Here is a 19,863-nt window from a genome sequence, read left to right on the forward strand (position 1 = left end):
TTTTTGAAGTGTCCCCCTTTACAAATTCAGCTTTGATTGGAAGTGTCTTTGTTTCCTCACGTTTCAAGGGTAAATCGTCGTATCGAAGCTCATCCATAAGTATTGAAATAGTAATGATTTGATTGTTAATCTCCTTAATAAACTCGAATAAGTCCAGTGTTTATGTGAATAATCAGATTTCCAGCCTATTTTTAAATTAAAAACTGCTACAAAACTCAAAGGTGAATTTTGTAGCAGCTTATTTAAAATGAAATTATTTTTTCTCACAGGGTCATTTCAAGATATAAAAACCTTTTGTTTCTTTTTTACCCTTGTCCATAATAAGCGCCTGCTCCATGTTTACGGAAGTAGTGTTTGTCCAAAACGAATTGTGGTAGTTTATTTTCTTTTCCGCCAATTTGCTCTGTTTGTGTTGCCATATCAGCTACTTCATCCAAAACATAGGAATTTTCAATAGCTTTTGCTGGTGTCTTGCCCCAAGTGAATGGGCCATGTCCATTGACTAGAACAGCTGGTATCGCATCTGGGTCGATGCCTCTTTCTTTGAAGGTCTCCACAATGACTTTCCCTGTGTTGACTTCATAAGCATCTTCTACTTCTTTTTGGCTTAACTGCCTTGTGTTGGGCACAGGGCCATAAAAAGTATCTGCATGGGTCGTCCCATATACTGGAATATCTCGACTTGACTGTGCCCACGTTACTGCGTGCGTGCTGTGTGTATGAGCAACAGAGCCGATTGACTCAAAACCTTTGTAAAGAATAACATGTGTTGGTAAATCAGACGAAGCTTTAAGTCCACCTTCCTCTAACAGATTTCCATCCAAATCAGTGACCACCATTTGGTCTGCTGTCATGCTTTCATAAGGAACACCACTTGGTTTAATGACAATGACGCCTAATTCACGGTTAATCTCACTAACGTTACCCCATGTTAACTTTACAAGCGCCCAATCTGGTAATTGTAGATTGGCTTGGTAGACACGTTCTTTCATGGCGTGAATAGTTTCTTCTCTAGACACGATATCCCGCCTCCTTTAAGATTGGTAACATAAATTCTTTAGCCCCTTTAATTTCTTCATAGGGATTATCAGACGTTTCGCTCCACATTTCTAGCAGGAATGTGCCTTCGTAGCCTAAGCGTTTCAAAGTTTTTAAGGCTCCAAGAAAATCAACATCACCTTGTCCCCATGGTACTTCCTTAAACTTTCCAGGAAACGTAGCCGTCACATTTTGGGTATCCTTCAAATGAACAGCCACAATGGAATCAATACCTCTTTCCAATTCAACATTAAGGTTATTCTCTGGCCATGCAGAAATGTTACCAATATCTGGGTAAACCTGTAACCATGGTGAAGGAACTTGTTTTTTTATCTGATTGAATTTGGTAATGGAGTTGATAAAAGGGTCATCCATAATTTCTATGGACAGCATGACTTGCTTAGCCGCTGCCATATTTACAGCAATTTTTAAATTTTCGATAAAATATTCGCGTGTTAGAGGTGATTTTTCTTCATAATAAACATCGTATCCTGCTAATTGAATATTTCGTACACCCAAATCACTTGCCAAATCAATGGCTTTTTTCATAATCTCTAACGCTTTTTCTCTGATACTTTTGTCTAAAGAACCAAATGGGTATCTACGATGACCACTTAAGCAGATTGAGAAAATATTTACCCCACTTGTCTGTATAGCTTGGACCAGTTCTTGTCGTTCTTTAGTTGTCCAGTCTAGCCTTGCTAAGCGTTCATCCGTTTCATCAATAGACATTTCAACAAAATCAAAGCCTAATTCTTTAGCCATGTTTAGTCTTTCAATCCATGTAATATGTTTCGGAAGTGCTTTTTCATATATCCCTAAACTTGTCACTTTATCCCACCTTTCTCTATATTTCAGTAGGTGTCACACATTTCTATCCCCAAAGTTCTTTGATTTTATCTTGGAAATCTTGTGCGGCTTTAGCCGGATTTTCTGCTTGGGTAATGCCTCTTCCTGTAATAAAGGTATAGACATTGACACCTTTAAATAAGTCTAAGGTGTCTACATCTAATCCACCTGTTACGGATACTTTGAAGCCCATATCAATCAGTTTTTTTACTTTATTGAGATCTTTATCGCCCCAAGTTTCTCCTGCTAAGAGTGCATCACGACTTTGGTGATAAATCGCTTGATCAATCCCTGCATCTAACCAAGCTTGTGCGTGTTCGTAGGTCCAATCACCATAGAGTTCAACTTGTACTTGGTCAATCTCTTTTGCAGCAGCTTTCATGGTTGCCACCGTTGCTGAACAGATACAAGTCATGTAATCTGCTCCAGCTTTTCTAATATTGGCAGCGACTGTTCCACCAGCATCAGCACACTTAGGGTCGGCAACAATTAATTTGTCAGGATAAAGTGCTCTGAAACATTTGATGGCTTCATCTCCTACTTGTAGTAAGAGCACAGTACCAACTTCAAGAATATCAACAATATCTCCAACAGCCTTAATGTCGGCTAATGCACTTGGTAAATCACTATGATCGCAAGCAATTTGTAGTTTTGGTAAGGTCATTTTCATTCTCCTTTATTTGACAATCTCGTGTTCAACCATTCTTTCTTCGATTTCTTTTTGAGACATTGGATTTTTTACACCCACAACTTTGACCCCTTTTTGTGCAGCTTGGTCAAACATGCTGACAAAGTTGGCTGGCGTGAACACTACATCAAAATTCTTCGCAATACTTTTCCCTTCAGAAATGGCGCAGTGATGAATGTTGGTAATGCGAACATCTTTAGCTTTAAACGCTTTTTCAACGGTTCTCCGAATCATTAGACTAGTACCAGACCCATTTCCACATGCTACTAAAACTCTCATTATTTTATTCCTCCGTTCATTTATTTACTATACTACTTACTCAGCGTGCATGATATCATCAGATGGTGAAAATTTTTCTGCATAGGCTTCATAGTCTTTTACAATCAAGAAATAGCCTTCTTTGTTGGCACGGTATTGGAGTTGTGGAATGATAATTAAGACAATCGCTACAACCACGACACCAATAATGCCTAAGAATTTCATGATAACCGTAAACATTGGCCATACTGTTGCCCAGTCGGTCATACCTAGATATCCACCAAAGCCTGACAAACCTACCCATGTCGCAATCAAAGCAGAACCAAATACTTGAATCAAGCCGTTTATGAATGGGAAGATAAAGGCATACTTAGCTCCACCACGGTTATTGGCAAAAACTGAAATAACGGCATTATCAAAGAATAGTGGGATAAATCCAGCTACAACGATGGTTGGTGAGTTGAATAACAGTAGAATTCCAATAGCTAAAAATTGTCCAATAGCTCCAGAAATAAATCCGATTGTTACTGCATTTGGTGAACCAAAACCAAATGTTGCTGCAACGTCAATACCGGGTACAGAATTTGGCAAGAATGAAGTTGCAATCCCTTGGAAGGATTCTGTTAGTTCGGCAACGAAAGTTCTAACCCCTAACTGTAAGATAGCTAGGTAAACTGCAAAGTATAGTGAGGTTTGCAAAATGTAAAAGAAGAAGTTATCCTTTTCAGCCATGAATTCCGCACCAACAAGATAAGGTTTACCAAGTACTAATAGAATTGCTCCAAAGAAGAGGGTCATTAAGATACCTGTAGCAACCATGTTTTCATTAAAGATGGATAACCAACCAGGTAATTCCACATCCTCTAAACGGCGGCCTTGTTTTTTACCTTTTGCTTCATCTCTTTTTCTCATCTTTTCTGCTAATTTAGCAAAGAAGAAAGTTCCAAACATTTGTTGATGGGCAATAGCAAAACCTGCACCTTCCGTCAACTCTTGTGTGATGTCAACGGTTAAGTTAGAACCAACTGCCCAGTACAAGCCTAGAAGCACAGCCATAACTGCTAAGATTTCCCATCGACCTAAGTTAGGAAAACAGAAGAAGATTAACCAGAAAGCTGTAGCGGCTTGTTGGATTTGAACGTTACCTGTTGTAAAGACAGCACGTAACTTGGTATATCTAGAAAAACGAACCAATAGAATATTCACAATATAAGCAGTTAATAAGAGAATCATCACATCCCCGAATGACTTACCCGCCTTTTCCATGGCAGCTTGAATAGCATTTTGCCCAAAATATGGGTCAATAACCATCGCATCTAGTTGAAATCTTTCTCTTAATCCAACAATAATTGGACGGAAATTTGTAATCAAACCGCCAGACCCTACTGTCAGAATCAAATAACCAACTGTCGCCTTAATAAATCCAGCTAAAGATTCATACCAAGGACGTTTCAAAAGCATATAACCAATAAATACAATTAAACCAATTAAAAAATGTGGCTTTGTTAAAATGTTTGTAACGAAAAACTCCCAAATGCCAACTAAAAATTCCATATTAACCTTCCTTTCTATTTACCCTCTTCTATTAGTAGTTTGTCAAAATCTTCAAGTGTTTTTGTAGCTAACATAGCGTCAACATTTTCTTCTTCCATCAGTAAGTCCATTAATTGTGTAATATTATTTAAATGAGCCTCAGCATCTTCAGCAGCTAAAGTGAAAAATAAGGTAGCTGGTCTGTCTTCTCCAGTTTCTGCATCATGAAAAATAACTTCATTAGGAAATTTAGTGTAAGCTATGGCTGTCCCCTTAACTCCTGGGCTATTCCCTTCTGCATGCGGCATAGCTATTTGATCTGCAATGATAATATAAGGGCCAAATTTAACGACATTTTCTACAATTTCTTCTATATATTCTTCAGTGATATACCCTTGATTTACAAGTTGTTGGCAACTAACTCGTATAGCTTCTTGCCAATCTTTGGGTTGCTCAGTCACATAATTGACTAAGTGGTTTTCTTTAAAATATTTCAGCATAGAGCTTGCTCCTCCTAATTATAAGAACGAAGGGAAAGGTAGGTCATTTTCACCTTCAAAAACATCATGAAATCCTCTATCAAACATGAAACGAATTTTGTTCTTATCTTGTGGGTAATTGTATTGGCCGCCCACTTGCCAAATAAACGGTGTGAAAGCATATTGTAATCGATCTTTTTTGAAATTCCATAAAGTAACGATTTCTTCTGGGTCTGCCATGAAGTTCGTCCAAATATCATGATGCACAGGAATAACGACTTTTGCTTGTAAGGCTTCTGCCATACGCAAAACATCTACTGAAGTCATTTTGTCTTGAATTCCTGGAGGGTTTTCTCCATAGTTAATTAAGGCAACATCAATATCATGTTCTTTACCGTGTTTTGCAAACATAACAGCATAATGTGAATCTGCTCCATGGTATATATTTCCGCCACTAGTTTCAAACAAGATATTAACGGCAATATCATCCATGTCGATAGGCATTTTTCCTGCTAGTTTTTCTTCTGGGTCATTAATGGTCACCAAAGCTGTTCTATCAAAGGATTCCAATGCAACAACTTCAACACTTCCAACAGTAACTCTGTCATTAGGTCTAACCACAATAGTTCTCTCTTCAGGCACACCCCATTTAATCCATGTGTTGACTACTTCTTTAGGTCCAATAAATTTTGCTTGGGGACAATTCTTTGCCACTGAGGAAGCAGTTACGATATCCAAGTGGTCAGAGTGTATATGAGAAACAACCAAAGCATCAACATCTTTTAATTCAAATGGGTCAACGACAAAAGGTACATTTCTTAAGTTTGGTTGCATGTTGCTTACGCCACCAATTCGTTGCATCTGATGACCTTTCTTCATCTTGCCATTTCCATGAGTCTGCTTGCCAGTACCGTTCCACATGTCCATGACAATGTTTGTTCCTTCATGTGTTTTCAACCAAATACCAGTACAACCTAACCACCACATAGCAAATGACCCTTCATCCACTTCCTTTGCAGCTATTTCTTCATTTAACCAAGTTCCCCATTCAGGAAATGTTGCGGCCAACCATTTTTCTTTTGTGACTTCATTAATATTTTTCAATCCAATCACCCTTTCTCTTTGGTAGCCCTATCATAAATGATATAGTAAGTGCTTACAACCCACGTATATGTTCTTTTATACTTGTATACGTTCGTTTATTGTGTATAATAGACTTATATGTTAATTAATTCTTACTAAAGGGGTAAACGAACATGAAAAACTCTCTCGTTAATGTCAACCAACGTCGTGAAACAATCATCAATTATTTGTATCACCAAGATGACCTAAGCATGTCAGTCAATGACTTATCTGGCATTATGGGTGTCTCCTCAATGACCATTCGCCGAGATCTTGATATTCTAGAAAAAATGGGTAAAATCATTCGAAATCACGGCGGTGCCACTATTAATACGCAGCAAAAAAATGAAGGGGATACAGAAAATAAATCCCTTGAACTGATTAAGCAAAACATAGCCAAACAAGCTGCTAGATACGTAAAGGATGGGATGACTTTATTTATCAATTCATCATCCACTGCCTTAAGAGCTTTTGACTATCTGGAAGACCGTATTCTTACCTTAGTGACTAATAATTTGCGTGTTGATCGCAATAACGTTCATTTAAATACCAATATTATTCTACCCGGTGGTGAGATTCGTTTTCCAAAAAAAGCTTTAGTTGGCGATCTATGTGTCACTAATCTAAGTGTCATACAGTCAGATATTGCTATCATTGGCTGTTCTGGTCTTAGTGCTGAAAAAGGTATTTCTACCAACAATATACATGAGCACAGGGTCAATAAGGTTATGATAGAAAATACCAATGATTTAGTCATCCTCGTTTGTGACTATCGTAAAATCGGCAATGATAGTACCTTTATGGTAGCAGATATCACATCCGTAGATATCCTTATTACCGATGAATACGCCAATCCCAAAGCCCTCAAAGCCATTGAAGATAAAGGTGTGACAATAGTTCAAGTAAATGCTTAGGCATTGGAATTGAAGACTAAACAATTAGATGAATAGGTTTTGAATGCCATACAAATTAGAATATAAAACTATTATGAATTTTTCAAGAAAAAATCGAATAAAATCTATTTCAAAATTACAAAAAGAGTTTCCGGGGAAGAATCAAAAATTGCGGTATCACCGTTCTCACTTCTGATTCTTTCTCGGAAACTCTTTTGTTTTATTATTAGTAAAACTTCTTGCCTAGCCTTTTTATCTAGAATAACTTTTCCTATTCTACTTAAATTACGATTTAAATACCAACTACTTCTCTCTCGCCTCCATAGATTGTAAACGATACATATCATAGTAAGTTCCTTGCAAGGCAATCAACTCATCATGTGTACCTCTTTCGATAATTCTACCTTTGTCTAAGACAAGAATTTGATTCGCATCATGAATGGTCGATAATCTATGGGCAATAGCGATAGTGGTGCGGTCTTTACGCATATTTCTCAAGCTATCTTGAATGAATTCTTCTGTTTGGGTATCGATACTTGCTGTTGCTTCATCAAGCACTAAAATCTTAGGTTCGCGAATAATGGTACGGGCAAATGACAGCAGTTGCCGTTCCCCACTTGAGTATGATGCCCCACGTTCTATCACCTTTGAATGATAACCATTATCCAAAGCTTCAATAAACTGGTCAGCATGAACAAATTCAGCAGCATGTCTAACATCATTATCTGTCAAATCCTCATCCATTAATCGGATATTGCGGGTGATATCACCATAGAACAAGAATGAATCTTGTAGGACCAGCCCAATATTTTTGCGAATTTCTTCAATTGGGTATTCTTTGATAGAATGCCCATCAATTAAGATATCTCCTCGCTCAAATTCATAAAACCGCATGAAGACATTGATGATCGAACTCTTACCACTACCTGTATGTCCTACTAGAGCGATCGTTTGTCCTGGCTCTACTGTAAAAGAAATATCCTTTAGAACATCATTTTGCCCATCATAAGAAAAGGATACATGTTTAAACTCAATTCGTCCATTTTTGATTTCCAATGGTTGAAGAGCATCTTGTTTTGGTGCCATTTCCATGTTATCTAAAAGGTCTAAGACGCGAGAACTAGAGACGACACCATCTTGTAAGACACTAAGGTTATCCATCAGCATACCCATTGGCCTAAAAAAGTTTTGGATATAGGAAGTAAAAGCATAAACAACTCCGACTTCAATTGGGCCAACGAGAGACTGTAATCCGAACATATACAAAACGATAACCAAAGCAATCCCTTGCAATAAGTTAATGAGTGGCATGAGCAAGAGTGCATTCATTTTAACCATTCGAATCTGGTTTCTATTGTAACTATCATTGATTCGATTAAATTCATCTTGAACTCGTTTTTCCTGTCTAAATTGTTGAATGATTGACATGCCCGAAATAGATTCATTGAGCTTAGTATTTAATTGCGATAGACTTTCCCGCATAGCTCTATATACTTTAGAGCTATATTTTTGGTAATACCAAATAGCCCAAACCATCACTGGAGACAACAATAAAAACACTCCTGTTGCCTTAGCATTTAAAACAAACATGGCTATTGAAACGGATACCATACCAAAAGAACTTTCCATTAAAGCGAGGAAAACATTCCAAAATTGTTTAATAGTTTCTGTATCATTTGTAATGCGTGATACTAAGGATCCTGCAGGCGTTTGGTCAAAGAAACGCATACCTAGTTGATTAATCTTTTCAAAAAGATGATTACGGATATTTTCTACTGTTTGTTCTGAAGCCAGTGAGAAAAAATAACGGCCATAATATTGAGCTAACATTTTGCCAAAGGTTCCTAGCAGATATGCGAAGGCAAAATAAATAGAAATAGTTAGAGTGATATTTCCTTTAATTAGATAATCATCCATATAGACCTGCAGTACACGAGGGATTAAGATATTAAAGACTGTTAGAACTAGAGTCCACAAAACTGCAATCAAAAATTGTTTGCGGTAAGGTCTGGTAAAAGATGAGATTCTACGGGTGATAGTGACTTGTTCTTTAAAGGACATTGTTTTCTTCCATCCAGATTTACTTGCTTCCATTAGTCAATCCCCTCCCCGTCCAATTTTAATTCCAGTTGTTGTTTGTCATACATTTCTTTATACCAACCATTTAAGGAAAGCAATTCCTGATGATTTCCTCGTTCGACAATACGTCCTTGGTCCATTACAATAATTTCATTGGCATGCATCACACTGGAAATTCGGTGAGCCGAAATAATAGTGGTTTTGCCTGAACGAAATTCTTTTAAGTTAGACAATATTTTTTCTTCAGTCTTTGCATCTACTGCTGACAAAGAATCATCCATAATCAATAGCTCTGGTCGAGTAATTAAGGCTCTAGCAATAGAAATCCGTTGCTTTTGTCCACCAGACAAAGAAACTCCACGTTCACCAACTAAGGTTTCATACCCTTGAGGAAAGTCCAAAATGTCTGAGTGAATTGCGGTCATTTTCGCAACAGAATGAACCTCTTCCATAGAATAATCTAGATTCGCAAAACGAATATTCTCACTAATGGTGGTCGAAAACAAGAAGTTGTCTTGCGGAACATAGCCTATTCCCTTCAAATAGGTATCTAACATGTAATCCTTAACCGCTATATTGTTGTATACAATACTCCCCTGATAGTTGTCGTATTCTCTCAATAAAAGCTTGAAGATGGTGCTCTTTCCAGACCCTGTTTTGCCAACTATACCTAAAGTCTCTCCCTGTTTAAGGGTAAAGTCTAAGTCCTCAACAACAGGAATCGTCGCACCAGGGTAAGTAAAAGATTGGATAGAAACCGTCAAATCACCTGTTAAAGCCTGGTCTACAGGATGATCTGCTTCGTAAATGGAAGATTCTTGAGATAAAAGCTGTTCTATTCGATCATAAGAAGCACTGCCTCTTTCTAATACATTAAACAAACTACCAACAGCTAGCATTGGCCAAGTCATCATACCGATATATGAAATAAATGAAACTAGTTGCCCAATGGAAATGACGCCAGTCACCACAAAGTTTCCACCAAAGATAATGGTTAAGGCAAAGGTGATACCTAATATTAAATTAATTGCTGGATTGAAAAGAGCATCTATCTTAAATACTTTTTTATTCGCATCAACAACTTCTTTGGTAATCGTTTTAAAATGCTCAACATCTTTTTCTTCTTCCCCAAAAGTTTTAATAACTTTAACACCTGAAATACTTTCTTGGGTCTTGTTATTCAGCGTTGAAAAAGCTTTTTGGGCTTGCTTGAATTGTGCGTGCATTCTGGTTCCTAAAATTCGGGATACCAAAATCAATAAGGGTAAAGGAAGAACCACCAATAGAGTTAGCTTCCAATCCACCACCACAGCCATAGAAATTAAGGTTAACCCACCTGTTGTCAGGGAATCGGCAAATGTCAATATACCTGCAGCTGCAACCTGTCTGACGGCATTCAAGTCATTAGTTGCATGAGCCATTAAGTCCCCCGTTCGATGTTGGTGAAAAAATACCGTATCCATTTGAGTAAAATGATGGAAAAGTCGTTCACGTAAAATTTTTTCCAATTTTACGGAAGTCCCAAAAATATTGACCCTCCACAAATATCGGAAGACATATTGTCCAACTGCTGATCCCAACATTAAGGAAAGCCAAAAAACCATGGAGTTCATCGTTATGCTTTGATCAGCAATTTCGTCAATTAATTTCCCCATCATCCATGGATTGGCTACCTGTAGCAAGGCAACCAGGACTAATAATGTGATTCCTATCCCATATTGTTTCTTTTCCTGTTTAAAAAACCAAGATAATTTTTTAAAAATTGCCATTATCTCCCAGCACCTCTTTCTGTTTAACTATCTATCTATTGTATCAGTCTTTCAGACAAAAATAAAAATAGACACTCTAAAGTGTCCATTTTTATTAAGTAATAACCTTATAAGGGCTTATTTTTTCTTTTGACTGTTCTTTTTAGCTTGTGCTTTCATAGAAGCAGCAATTTGTCTTACTTTTGTTTCTGATGGTTTTTGACCCATTTGTGTCATCATCATACGTAACATTTCTTCATCAATTGGAGGGTTTGCTGCAAAATAGTCCATCATGTAACGACGGGCTAAAAAGAATCCACCAGCTGCACCGGCAACTACACCAAGGATGACAATTAAAATCCAAATTCCTGTACTCACGTTTCTATCTCCCTTCACTAATACTCCATTATCATATTGTACTAAAAAAACAGCTCAATGAAAAGTCTAAAATGATTCTTTCAACTGATTCAGTCAAACAAACTTAACTGTTGATAGGCAGAAGTCGCCTCTTCTAAAAGCCCAATGTTGACTCCGATGAGTCGGATATCTTCTTGTCGATATATTTTCTCAAATAGATCAATGACTTCTGTAAAAATGGTGTTTTGATCATTGAAATAATACGTCAAACTATGGCTTCGATTCATCGTTTGAAAGCTTTTATCTCGTATTTTCAGACTAACACTTTTTCCAACCAATTGTTTCATTTGTAATTCTTCTGCTATTTCTTTAGAAAAATTCTCTAAAGCACCAATTAACTTCTGTTCATCATCTGTATCGGATAAAAAAGTTCTTTCTTTAGAGATGGACTTCCTTTTGCGGTTTAGTACCAAAATATCATTCGATTTCCCTCGAACCTGATGGTAAAGAATATAGCCTTGCTTGCCAAATTTACGTGTTAGGTCTACTAACTCCAAGTCTAGCAAATCTTTACCAGTCTTAATGCCCGATTCTTTTAATTTTTGGGCTGAGACTTTGCCAACGCCATAAAAATCTTCGATAGGTAGCTCTGCAATAAAATTAGGAAAACGTTCATAATCCACTACCGTTATTCCTGCTGGTTTTTCAAAACCCGAAGCAACTTTGGCTAAAAATTTATTAAAAGACACTCCTACAGAACAGGTCAACCCAGTCACTTGAAAAATCTCTTCCTTGATACACTTAGCAACAATTGTGGCCGAGCCAATATTGAGTTTATTTTCTGTCACATCCAAATAAGCCTCATCAATAGAAAGAGGCTCTACTAAGTCAGTGTACTTATAAAAAATTTCCCGTACTTGTCTAGAAACTTTGCGGTACAACTCAAAATTAGAAGATGCCAAAATCGCTTGAGGACATAAGGCTAAAGCTTCCTTTACAGGCATGGCTGAGTGGACACCATATTGACGAGCTTCATAAGAACAAGTAGAAACCACGCCTCTTTGAATAGATTTCCCACCAACAATCACCGGTTTTCCACGCCATTCAGGATGCTCCCGCTGCTCAACTGATGCAAAAAAAGCATCCATATCAATATGTAAAATCTTTCTCCCCACCATGTTTACACCCTCCAAAGGAACATCTGTTCGCTTATAAGTATAAATGAAATAAGAGAGAAAAACAAGTAATAGAAATGGGTGAAGGACTCAAATATTTTAAGTACGGTAGGCTTTCCTAGAAAATTTGAACCAGTACCATATAAATTATTGTGGGAAGAAAGATGCTTAAAAGTGTATTCTTTTTCCAAACATGTAAAGCAATCACCAGAAGCACACAAATTATTTCAGGCAAGCCATATGGACTAGTGGTAAAATTCATTTCTTTTAAAGAATAAATGACCAAAATCACCATGATAGCCATAGGTAAAGTGTAGCTAAGGTATTCAAGTGCCAACGGTAGCTTCTTCATCTTTGAAAACAAGAGAAATGGCGTTGCCCTTATCCCAAAGGTAATCAAACCTGAAATTATCAAGGCACTATAAACATAAAAGCTAGTCATGACCTTTTCCTCCCTTCAAGCGACCATCAGATATTCGTCGGCTTTCTTCTACCACAAACAAGAGAATAATTGTAGCAATTAGAGATGGTAGTAAAAAATAGGTTGGACCAAATACAATTAAAGAAATGATGCCAGATACAGCACCAATAATAAATGGAAAATAAGAAGCAGCTTGACTCATTTGATTTATTACAATAACCACAAAGAGTGCTGTCATAGAAAATTCAATTCCTTTTGTGGAAAACCCGATATAATCTCCCACGAAATAACCAATAATCGTGCCAGAAATCCAATACAAATGATTAAATACAGCCACCCAAATAAAGGTTTCTTGAGAATATTTTTTACTAGACTGCTTCATTCCTAGGAAAATAGAAAAGGTTTCATCCGTTAAGGCAAACATCATATAAGGAGCCTTCCAGCCCATTTTTTTATAATCTTCAATAAAATTAATCCCATAAAATAACATTCTAAAATTAATGACAAGAGTCATAAGTGCAATCATCCATAATGGCATTACCAAGGAGAGCAAGCCTACCAAGGCAAACTGCATAGAACCGGCATAGACAATCATACTTGCCAGTGTAATCGGTAAAAATGAAAATCCACTTTCTCTCATTAACAAGGCGAAAGCAATAGCTAAAAATACATAGCCAAAACTGATAGGCAAACTTAGTCGAAACGCCTCTTTCATCTCTTTAGTCATCACTTAGCTCCTCTCTATTTTGAACTTCCCTTTAGAAATAGCAAAAAGGCTGAGGAGTGCTCAGCCTTTTTGCTATACAAATTCTTAGTCAGAGAACTGATTATTCAAAATTTGAAATATAGTTAGCACAGATGTTTTCCACAGTAAAGCCATATTCAGCCATAACTTGGTTTCCGTTTCCTGAAGCACCGAATCGGTCGATTCCCATAACAACCCCATCTAATCCTACATAACGTTCCCAACCAAAGCTAGCTGCCATTTCGATAGCTAAACGGTTTCTAACTGAGTTAGGTAGAACACTTTCTTTGTAGTCGTTTGATTGTTGGTCGAAAAGATTCATCGCTGGAATAGACACTACGGATACATCATGTCCTAATGTTCTTAATTGTTTTTGAGCCTCAATAGCTAGAGAAACCTCTGAACCTGTAGCCATTAAGATTCCGCTTGGAGTTTCGCCTTCTTGTGGGCTAAGAACATAAGCACCTTTTTCTAGGTAATCATATGCTTTCTCTTTTGTATTAGGCAATACTGGTAAATTTTGTCTACTCAATACCAATAAAGTAGGTGTATCGGTTGATTCAATGGCTACCTTCCAAGCTGCCGAAACTTCATTTCCATCAGCTGGTCTGATGACATTCAAGTTTGGTGTCGCACGGAATGCGGCTAATTGTTCAACTGGTTCATGAGTTGGTCCATCTTCTCCAACAGCAATAGAGTCATGGGTAAAGACATAAATAGCTGGCAAATGTGAGATTGCCGCAACACGAATAGCTGCTTTTAAGTAATCTGAAAAGACAAAGAATGTTCCAGCATACGCTTTTGTGCCACCGTGAAGCAAGATTCCATTTAAGGCTGCTCCCATTGCAAATTCACGAACACCAAACCAAATATTCCGTCCTTGATAGTTATCTGCATCAAAGTCACTATCAGCCTTATTCATGGTGTTGTTGGATGAAGATAAGTCAGCTGAGCCACCCCAAAAGTTTGGAAGAGCCTTCCCTAATTCTTGAATGGCATTTTGGCTAGTGACACGAGAAGCCAATGCTGGGCTATCAAGATCATAAGTTGGTAAAATAGTTTTCAAATCAACTTTAATATCTTCGCTAAATGCATCTTCAAATTCTTGAGCCAATTCAGGGAAAACGGTGCGATATTCTTCGAATAAAGAAATCCACTCATCTTGGTCTTTTTGACCAGTTTGTCCCAAAAGTTTTTCAAAGCGGTGTGAAACAGCTTCAGGAACTTCAAATGGTGCATAATCCCAACCATAATAGTCTTTTGCTGCTTGTACACCGGCAACTCCAAGAGGTGCTCCATGAACTTTATGGGTTCCAGCTTCTGGCGCACCATAACCAATAACTGTTTTTATTTCAATAATTGAAGGTTTTAACGTTTCACATTGAGCTTCCTCAATTGCATCAGCAATGGCATCCAAGTCGTTACCATCTTCAACACGCACATAATGCCAACCTTGGGCAAGGAAGCGTTCTTGAACATTTTCATTAAATGATTTATCAAGTGGTCCATCTAAAGAAATGTCATTTGAATCATATAAAACAATTAACTTACCTAATTTTAGGGTGCCTGCTAAAGAAGCAGCTTCGTAAGAGATTCCTTCCATCAAGTCACCATCGCCACATAAGGCATAAGTATGATGGTCCACTATTGGAAAGCCGTCACGGTTATAAGTAGCTGCTAAATGAGCCTCTGCCATAGCAAATCCAACTGCATTGGCAAACCCTTGTCCAAGTGGGCCAGTTGTCGCTTCTACCCCATCAGTATCATGAACTTCTGGATGTCCAGGTGTTTTGCTACCAAGTTGGCGGAAATTTTTCACATCATCAATAGAAACATCGAATCCTGATAAATGCAATAATGAATAAAGTAACGCTGAACCATGACCAGCTGATAAAACAAAACGATCGCGGTCAACCCAGGTAGAATCATTAGGATTTACTTTTAAATATTTAGACCATAAAACATAAGCCATTGGAGCTGCTCCCATTGGTAATCCAGGATGTCCAGAATTTGCAGCTTGCACCATATCCATACTCAAAGTACGAATAGTATTCACAGCAAGTTGATCGGTATTGTCAAACATGTTATCACTCCTTAATTTTATCAAGCACTTACATTATTTTACTTTGTTAAGCTGTAGAAAGCAATCACAAGTTATTAGCAAGATAACATTACTCTTCTTGATTACGTCCATGTAATCCCTTTTCAGCTTGGATCTGTTTTAGTTTGTCTGGGGTAACGTCCTTACCTTCTTTGTCAACAACCTTAAGTCCTTCGATATGATTTCTCATGCCACTCCTAAAAGACTTCAAGTAAGCTTTTCTAAGCTGTTCTTGTTCAAGTGTCTCCTCATCCGTTAAACCTTCTTCTTTCTTCTTTTTTGCTAGCTCATTAAGCCGCTCTATTTGCTCCTTATCTAACATGATATCCCTCCAATTTAGATGATACTTGCCTCTTTTATAGTATATGTGATTACTAATTTTACTGCAAACATATACTACAATCTTTTATGTTGATTTCATGACTTCATCTCTAAATATGCTCATAATCTTAGTAGCTAGCATTTTCTCATAAAATGGTTATTGTTTCAGAAAATCATTTCTAAAAATATACGAACATTCGTTTGATTTCAAAAAAAGTTTGTGCTATACTTCTATTAAGAAATCGCATAAGAAACGGGTGAAACGAATGAAATCAGCAAAAGAATCCAGACAAATAGAAGTTTTGCGCTATATTTATAGTGAAGTGAAAGAACATGGCTACCCACCAACCGTTAGAGAAATAGGAAATGCCGTTAACCTTTCCTCTACCTCAACAGTTCATGGGCATCTATCTCGCCTAGAAAAAAATGGACTTATTCAACGTGACCCAACCAAACCACGTGCCATAGAAGTCACACCAGCAGGTTTAAAAGAATTAGGAATTGCTTCAGAAAATATACCTATTCTTGGAACGGTTACTGCTGGCGAACCTATCCTGGCTGTTGAAGAAGCCTCAGACTTCTTTCCTATTCCACCTAGTTTGAAACATGAAGAATCTGATTTGTTTATGCTAGTTATTCGTGGAGAGAGTATGATAAACGCTGGAATTCTTGATGGAGATTATGTCATCGTTCGTAAACAAACCTACGCATCTAATGGAGATATTGTAATTGCTATGACTGATGAAGATGAAGCTACCTGTAAGAGATTTTTCAAGGAGAGCACACATTTCCGTCTGCAACCAGAGAACGACCGACTTGACCCTATTCTCCTGCCGAATGTCAGCATACTAGGTAAAGTCATCGGATTATTTAGAGATAGAATTTAATATCAATCAAAAAACACCTAAAATCACGTTTAGCCTTAAACGATGATTTTAGGTGTTTTTCTAATGATCCAGGCAAAAAATTTAACAAGTAATATCAAATCCTAAACTACAAAGGAGTCTCCAACTTATACCATTATCTGTCACAAAAAGGTGCAACTGTTCTCATTTCTGATAGGTATAGGCTGGAAACTCGAATATATGCAGTCAAAATAATTATTTTTTAGACCTACTCTTCATCTTCCGTATAGCCCATTAAAGTAAAAATATCATATTCCTTAATCTTTTCACGGCCTTTAAGATCTAAGAGCTCGATTAAAAAGGCTAGCCCAACAACTTGACCACCTAATTTTTCTACAAGCTTAGCTGCTGCTACCATAGTTCCACCAGTCGCTAATAAGTCATCACAAATCAATACTTTTTGACCTGGTTTAATAGCATCTTTATGCAGATGTAATTCTGCAGTGCCGTATTCTAGATCATACTCAACAGAAACAGTTTCACGAGGAAGTTTTCCTTTCTTACGTGCAGGTGCAAAACCGATTCCTAATTCATAAGCAACCGGACATCCCACAATAAAACCACGAGCTTCAGGACCGACTATCATTTCAGCCCCTACCTTTTTAGCATAATCAACAATTTGTTGTGTTGCATATTGGTAGGCAGGGCCATCAGCCATCAAAGGAGAAATGTCTCTAAAAACAATGCCTTCCTTAGGGTAATCTTTAACACTTGCAATATACTTTTTTAAATCCATCTTTTTTCTTCCTCCTAATAAAACTCACTTCATTTTTCAAAATAGTTCTTAGTTGATTGGTCGTACGAAAGAACTCCAATTAACCCAACCATTTGGTTAAATCTTTAAAATTGCTGTAGATAAATACTTTTTCTAGCCAAATTTTCTGGGCTTGTTCTTGAAAAGCACTTGTTTCTTCTAGCTGTACTCCTTTAGAAATCGGTTTGGTTTCAAGAGAGCCACCTGCTATTGTAACAAATCCAATCTCAAAAAACATCTTTAAAATAAGTTTGAAGCGTTCAAGTGGAATTTGCAGAAATGGCGCAATTTTGGCTAGATTTTCAGACACTTGAATCTGTTGATGACCTAGAAGGTACTGGTAGACATCTCTACATTCCTTTTTACTAGGAAGCCCCTGCTTTGTAGCTGATTCGACCTGATAAGCAATTATATAAGTATTCAAGTTATTTGGGTAGGAGACTACTGTTTCAACTGCTTTTCGATTTATAGGACACTCTAAAATTACCCAATTACTTTTATTAGTGGTCACAAAGATATCTGCATCAATATCTTCCCATAAAAGAACTTGAGAACTCTTAGGAATCATTTGTGTAATACTTGCTACCTTATCCGATTTATTAATCATATAAATAGCATTTTCAACTTGCAAATGCTCTGGTTTTAATATGGAAGAACGCCAGTCAAAGTACATACGCTCTTGTGAGCTGACATCTTTAATAATCAGTTGTGCAGCTTGATTTCCCTGCCATTCATTAATAGTGAGACTTCCAATCATAGAAATCGAAGCACCTACCATTAATCGCTCACTCCAACTTCCTTTTCCAAAGCCGATAGCCTGCAAATCAACATTTTGGTCACTGACTTGAAGTTTTAGATGAGTTTGCTCAGCACCCAAACGTCTAATTTGGCTTAAGGTAACATCATCAATCTCAACAAGCGGTTCGCTATTATCCGTACCAAATGGCTTTAATAAATGAAATTCCTTAATTAAAGAAACAGAAATATCTGAAATTGGAATAGCACTGGTCACTGAGATACTTGGTTGACTCTCAATTGCTTTTTGAAATTTTTGAGCAACCTGATTAACTTGACCTTCCAATTCTTTCAAGTTGTCCAAAGGCACACTTAATCCAGCAGCCATGTGATGACCACCAAATTTTTCTAAAAGACTTGAACAAGCTTGTAAGCTTTTAAAAATGTCAAGTGATTCAATAGAACGAGCTGAACCTTTAGCCATCTGTTTATTCTCATCAATTGAAAGAACAATGGTTGGTCGCTGAGTCACTTCCACAACTTTGCTGGCAACAATACCTAGTACGCCTTCGTGCCAATCCTTGCCCCAAACAATTTGTACCAACCTATCTTCTTTTGTAGCCACTTGCTCGAGAGCTTCTTCAGTAATCTGCTTAACGATTTCTTGCCTTTGACTATTTTGTTGCATCATCAGATCAACAATATCCGTTGCAATACTTTGATCAAACGTGGTTAAAAGTTCAACTCCTGGTGAAGCGTCCCCTAACCTTCCCAAGGCATTTAAACGAGGCCCAATCTGAAACCCAATTGTTGTTTCATCTACTTCATCTAGCTTTAAGGAAATTTTTTTAAAGAGTAAATCCAGTCCCAGCCTAGAATTTTCCTTCAACTGTAGCAAACCTTGTTTGACAATGGTGCGATTTTCATCCTTTAAGCTGACCAAATCAGCAACGGTCCCGATTGCAGCGAGGTCTAATAGTTCGATTGGAACTTCTCCAAGCAGAGCTGTCACCAATTTGAAGGTAACGCCAGCTCCGGACAAATCACCGAAAGGGTAATTTCCTTCAGGATGTCTTGGGTGAACAACAGCATACGCTGTAGGTATTTCCCGAGGGATTTCATGGTGGTCTGTTATAATTACATCCACTTGGTTTTCCATGGCAAATGCCACTGCTTCATGAGCAGCAATTCCACAATCAACCGTGATAATCAGTTGAATACCCTTGTTTATATATTCTTCAAAAACTTGTATATTGGGTCCATATCCATCAGTGAAACGATTAGGGAGATAATACTCCACTTGTGCCCCAATAGCCTGCAACCCTTCAAGTAAAATGGTTGTTGAGGTAATACCATCTGCATCATAATCCCCAAAAATTAGAATTCGCTCATCTGAATCAATTGCCTGTCCTATTCGTTCTATAGCTTTTTCCATATGATGCATTAGCATAGGGTCGTGAAAAAGTGTTGGATTTGGCTCAACAAACTCTTCAATAGCTTCTTTTGTATCAAGATTTCTCTCTAAACATACACTTAAAAAATAGGGACTATAAGGTAAGTCAGCTTGTAATCTTGCTAATTTATCTTGGTCTACTTCAAATGGCTTTTGCCAATTTAGCTGTGCAAATGACATGACACTCTCCTACTGATTGCAAATATGAA

19 protein-coding genes are annotated in these 19,863 nt (G+C 37.4%); 2 read left to right on the forward strand and 17 right to left on the reverse strand.

The window, feature by feature from the left end; translation table 11 throughout:
* Positions 1-305: 305 nt before the first annotated feature.
* From araD to ulaG, 7 genes are read right to left on the reverse strand one after another with little or no spacing between them, the layout of a single operon-like run.
* A complete protein-coding gene (gene araD / locus NPA36_RS00205; protein WP_328516863.1) occupies positions 306-1,019 on the reverse strand; it encodes an L-ribulose-5-phosphate 4-epimerase AraD in 714 nt (237 codons plus the stop codon).
* Positions 1,012-1,869 (reverse strand): L-ribulose-5-phosphate 3-epimerase, encoded by an 858-nt coding sequence (locus tag NPA36_RS00210; RefSeq protein WP_256944107.1) that lies wholly within the window; start codon positions 1,867-1,869, stop codon positions 1,012-1,014. The genes araD and NPA36_RS00210 overlap by 8 nt, the downstream gene beginning before the upstream one ends.
* A 43-nt stretch (positions 1,870-1,912) precedes the next feature.
* A complete protein-coding gene (locus tag NPA36_RS00215; protein ID WP_256944108.1) occupies positions 1,913-2,551 on the reverse strand; it encodes a 3-keto-L-gulonate-6-phosphate decarboxylase UlaD in 639 nt (212 codons plus the stop codon).
* A gap of 12 nt (positions 2,552-2,563) precedes the next feature.
* On the reverse strand, positions 2,564-2,854 hold the full coding sequence (locus NPA36_RS00220) for a PTS sugar transporter subunit IIB (RefSeq protein WP_256944109.1): 291 nt from the start codon (positions 2,852-2,854) through the stop codon (positions 2,564-2,566).
* Between the two features lie 36 nt (positions 2,855-2,890).
* Entirely contained in the window at positions 2,891-4,387 is a 1,497-nt protein-coding gene (locus NPA36_RS00225) for a PTS ascorbate transporter subunit IIC (RefSeq protein WP_256944110.1), read from the reverse strand.
* A gap of 14 nt (positions 4,388-4,401) precedes the next feature.
* Positions 4,402-4,866, reverse strand: coding sequence for a PTS sugar transporter subunit IIA (locus tag NPA36_RS00230; protein WP_256944111.1), 465 nt, complete (start codon positions 4,864-4,866; stop codon positions 4,402-4,404).
* 18 nt (positions 4,867-4,884) lie between these two features.
* Positions 4,885-5,955 (reverse strand): L-ascorbate 6-phosphate lactonase, encoded by a 1,071-nt coding sequence (gene ulaG / locus NPA36_RS00235; protein WP_256944463.1) that lies wholly within the window; start codon positions 5,953-5,955, stop codon positions 4,885-4,887.
* A 146-nt stretch (positions 5,956-6,101) separates the two neighbouring features.
* Between ulaG and NPA36_RS00240 the strand changes: the two genes are divergently transcribed.
* Complete coding sequence (locus tag NPA36_RS00240) at positions 6,102-6,881, forward strand: DeoR/GlpR family DNA-binding transcription regulator (protein WP_256944112.1); 780 nt, start codon at positions 6,102-6,104, stop codon at positions 6,879-6,881.
* A 282-nt stretch (positions 6,882-7,163) separates the two neighbouring features.
* Here the strand turns inward: NPA36_RS00240 and NPA36_RS00245 are convergent, their stop codons facing one another.
* The 8 genes from NPA36_RS00245 to NPA36_RS00280 form a co-directional block, all read right to left on the reverse strand.
* Positions 7,164-8,954 (reverse strand): ABC transporter ATP-binding protein, encoded by a 1,791-nt coding sequence (locus NPA36_RS00245; RefSeq protein ID WP_256944113.1) that lies wholly within the window; start codon positions 8,952-8,954, stop codon positions 7,164-7,166.
* Positions 8,954-10,708: an ABC transporter ATP-binding protein gene (locus NPA36_RS00250; protein ID WP_256944114.1), complete on the reverse strand. Its 1,755-nt coding sequence runs from the start codon at positions 10,706-10,708 to the stop codon at positions 8,954-8,956. The genes NPA36_RS00245 and NPA36_RS00250 overlap by 1 nt, the downstream gene beginning before the upstream one ends.
* Before the next feature lie 117 nt (positions 10,709-10,825).
* Entirely contained in the window at positions 10,826-11,065 is a 240-nt protein-coding gene (locus NPA36_RS00255) for a YneF family protein (RefSeq protein ID WP_256944115.1), read from the reverse strand.
* Between the two features lie 89 nt (positions 11,066-11,154).
* Positions 11,155-12,222, reverse strand: coding sequence for a DNA polymerase IV (dinB, locus tag NPA36_RS00260; RefSeq protein WP_256944116.1), 1,068 nt, complete (start codon positions 12,220-12,222; stop codon positions 11,155-11,157).
* A gap of 115 nt (positions 12,223-12,337) precedes the next feature.
* Positions 12,338-12,661, reverse strand: a complete 324-nt coding sequence (locus tag NPA36_RS00265) for a branched-chain amino acid transporter permease (protein ID WP_256944117.1) — start codon at positions 12,659-12,661, stop codon at positions 12,338-12,340.
* Positions 12,654-13,367 carry an AzlC family ABC transporter permease gene (locus NPA36_RS00270; protein ID WP_256944118.1) on the reverse strand — a complete coding sequence of 238 codons (714 nt, stop codon included), beginning with the start codon at positions 13,365-13,367 and terminating at the stop codon, positions 12,654-12,656. Before NPA36_RS00270 ends, NPA36_RS00265 begins: the two co-directional genes overlap by 8 nt.
* 100 nt (positions 13,368-13,467) lie before the next feature.
* On the reverse strand, positions 13,468-15,468 hold the full coding sequence (tkt, locus tag NPA36_RS00275; protein ID WP_256944119.1) for a transketolase: 2,001 nt from the start codon (positions 15,466-15,468) through the stop codon (positions 13,468-13,470).
* 88 nt (positions 15,469-15,556) lie between these two features.
* Positions 15,557-15,808 (reverse strand): DUF896 family protein, encoded by a 252-nt coding sequence (locus tag NPA36_RS00280; RefSeq protein WP_256944120.1) that lies wholly within the window; start codon positions 15,806-15,808, stop codon positions 15,557-15,559.
* Between the two features lie 265 nt (positions 15,809-16,073).
* Between NPA36_RS00280 and lexA the strand changes: the two genes are divergently transcribed.
* Positions 16,074-16,694: a transcriptional repressor LexA gene (gene lexA / locus NPA36_RS00285; RefSeq protein WP_256944121.1), complete on the forward strand. Its 621-nt coding sequence runs from the start codon at positions 16,074-16,076 to the stop codon at positions 16,692-16,694.
* A gap of 226 nt (positions 16,695-16,920) precedes the next feature.
* Here lexA and NPA36_RS00290 read toward each other — a convergent pair whose 3' ends face one another.
* Positions 16,921-17,448 (reverse strand): adenine phosphoribosyltransferase, encoded by a 528-nt coding sequence (locus NPA36_RS00290; protein WP_256944122.1) that lies wholly within the window; start codon positions 17,446-17,448, stop codon positions 16,921-16,923.
* Positions 17,449-17,527: 79 nt separating this feature from the next.
* Complete coding sequence (gene recJ, locus NPA36_RS00295; protein ID WP_256944123.1) at positions 17,528-19,834, reverse strand: single-stranded-DNA-specific exonuclease RecJ; 2,307 nt, start codon at positions 19,832-19,834, stop codon at positions 17,528-17,530.
* Positions 19,835-19,863 lie beyond the last annotated feature (29 nt).

Source organism: Granulicatella seriolae (genome assembly GCF_024543085.1).
Lineage (GTDB): Bacteria > Bacillota > Bacilli > Lactobacillales > Aerococcaceae > Granulicatella > Granulicatella seriolae.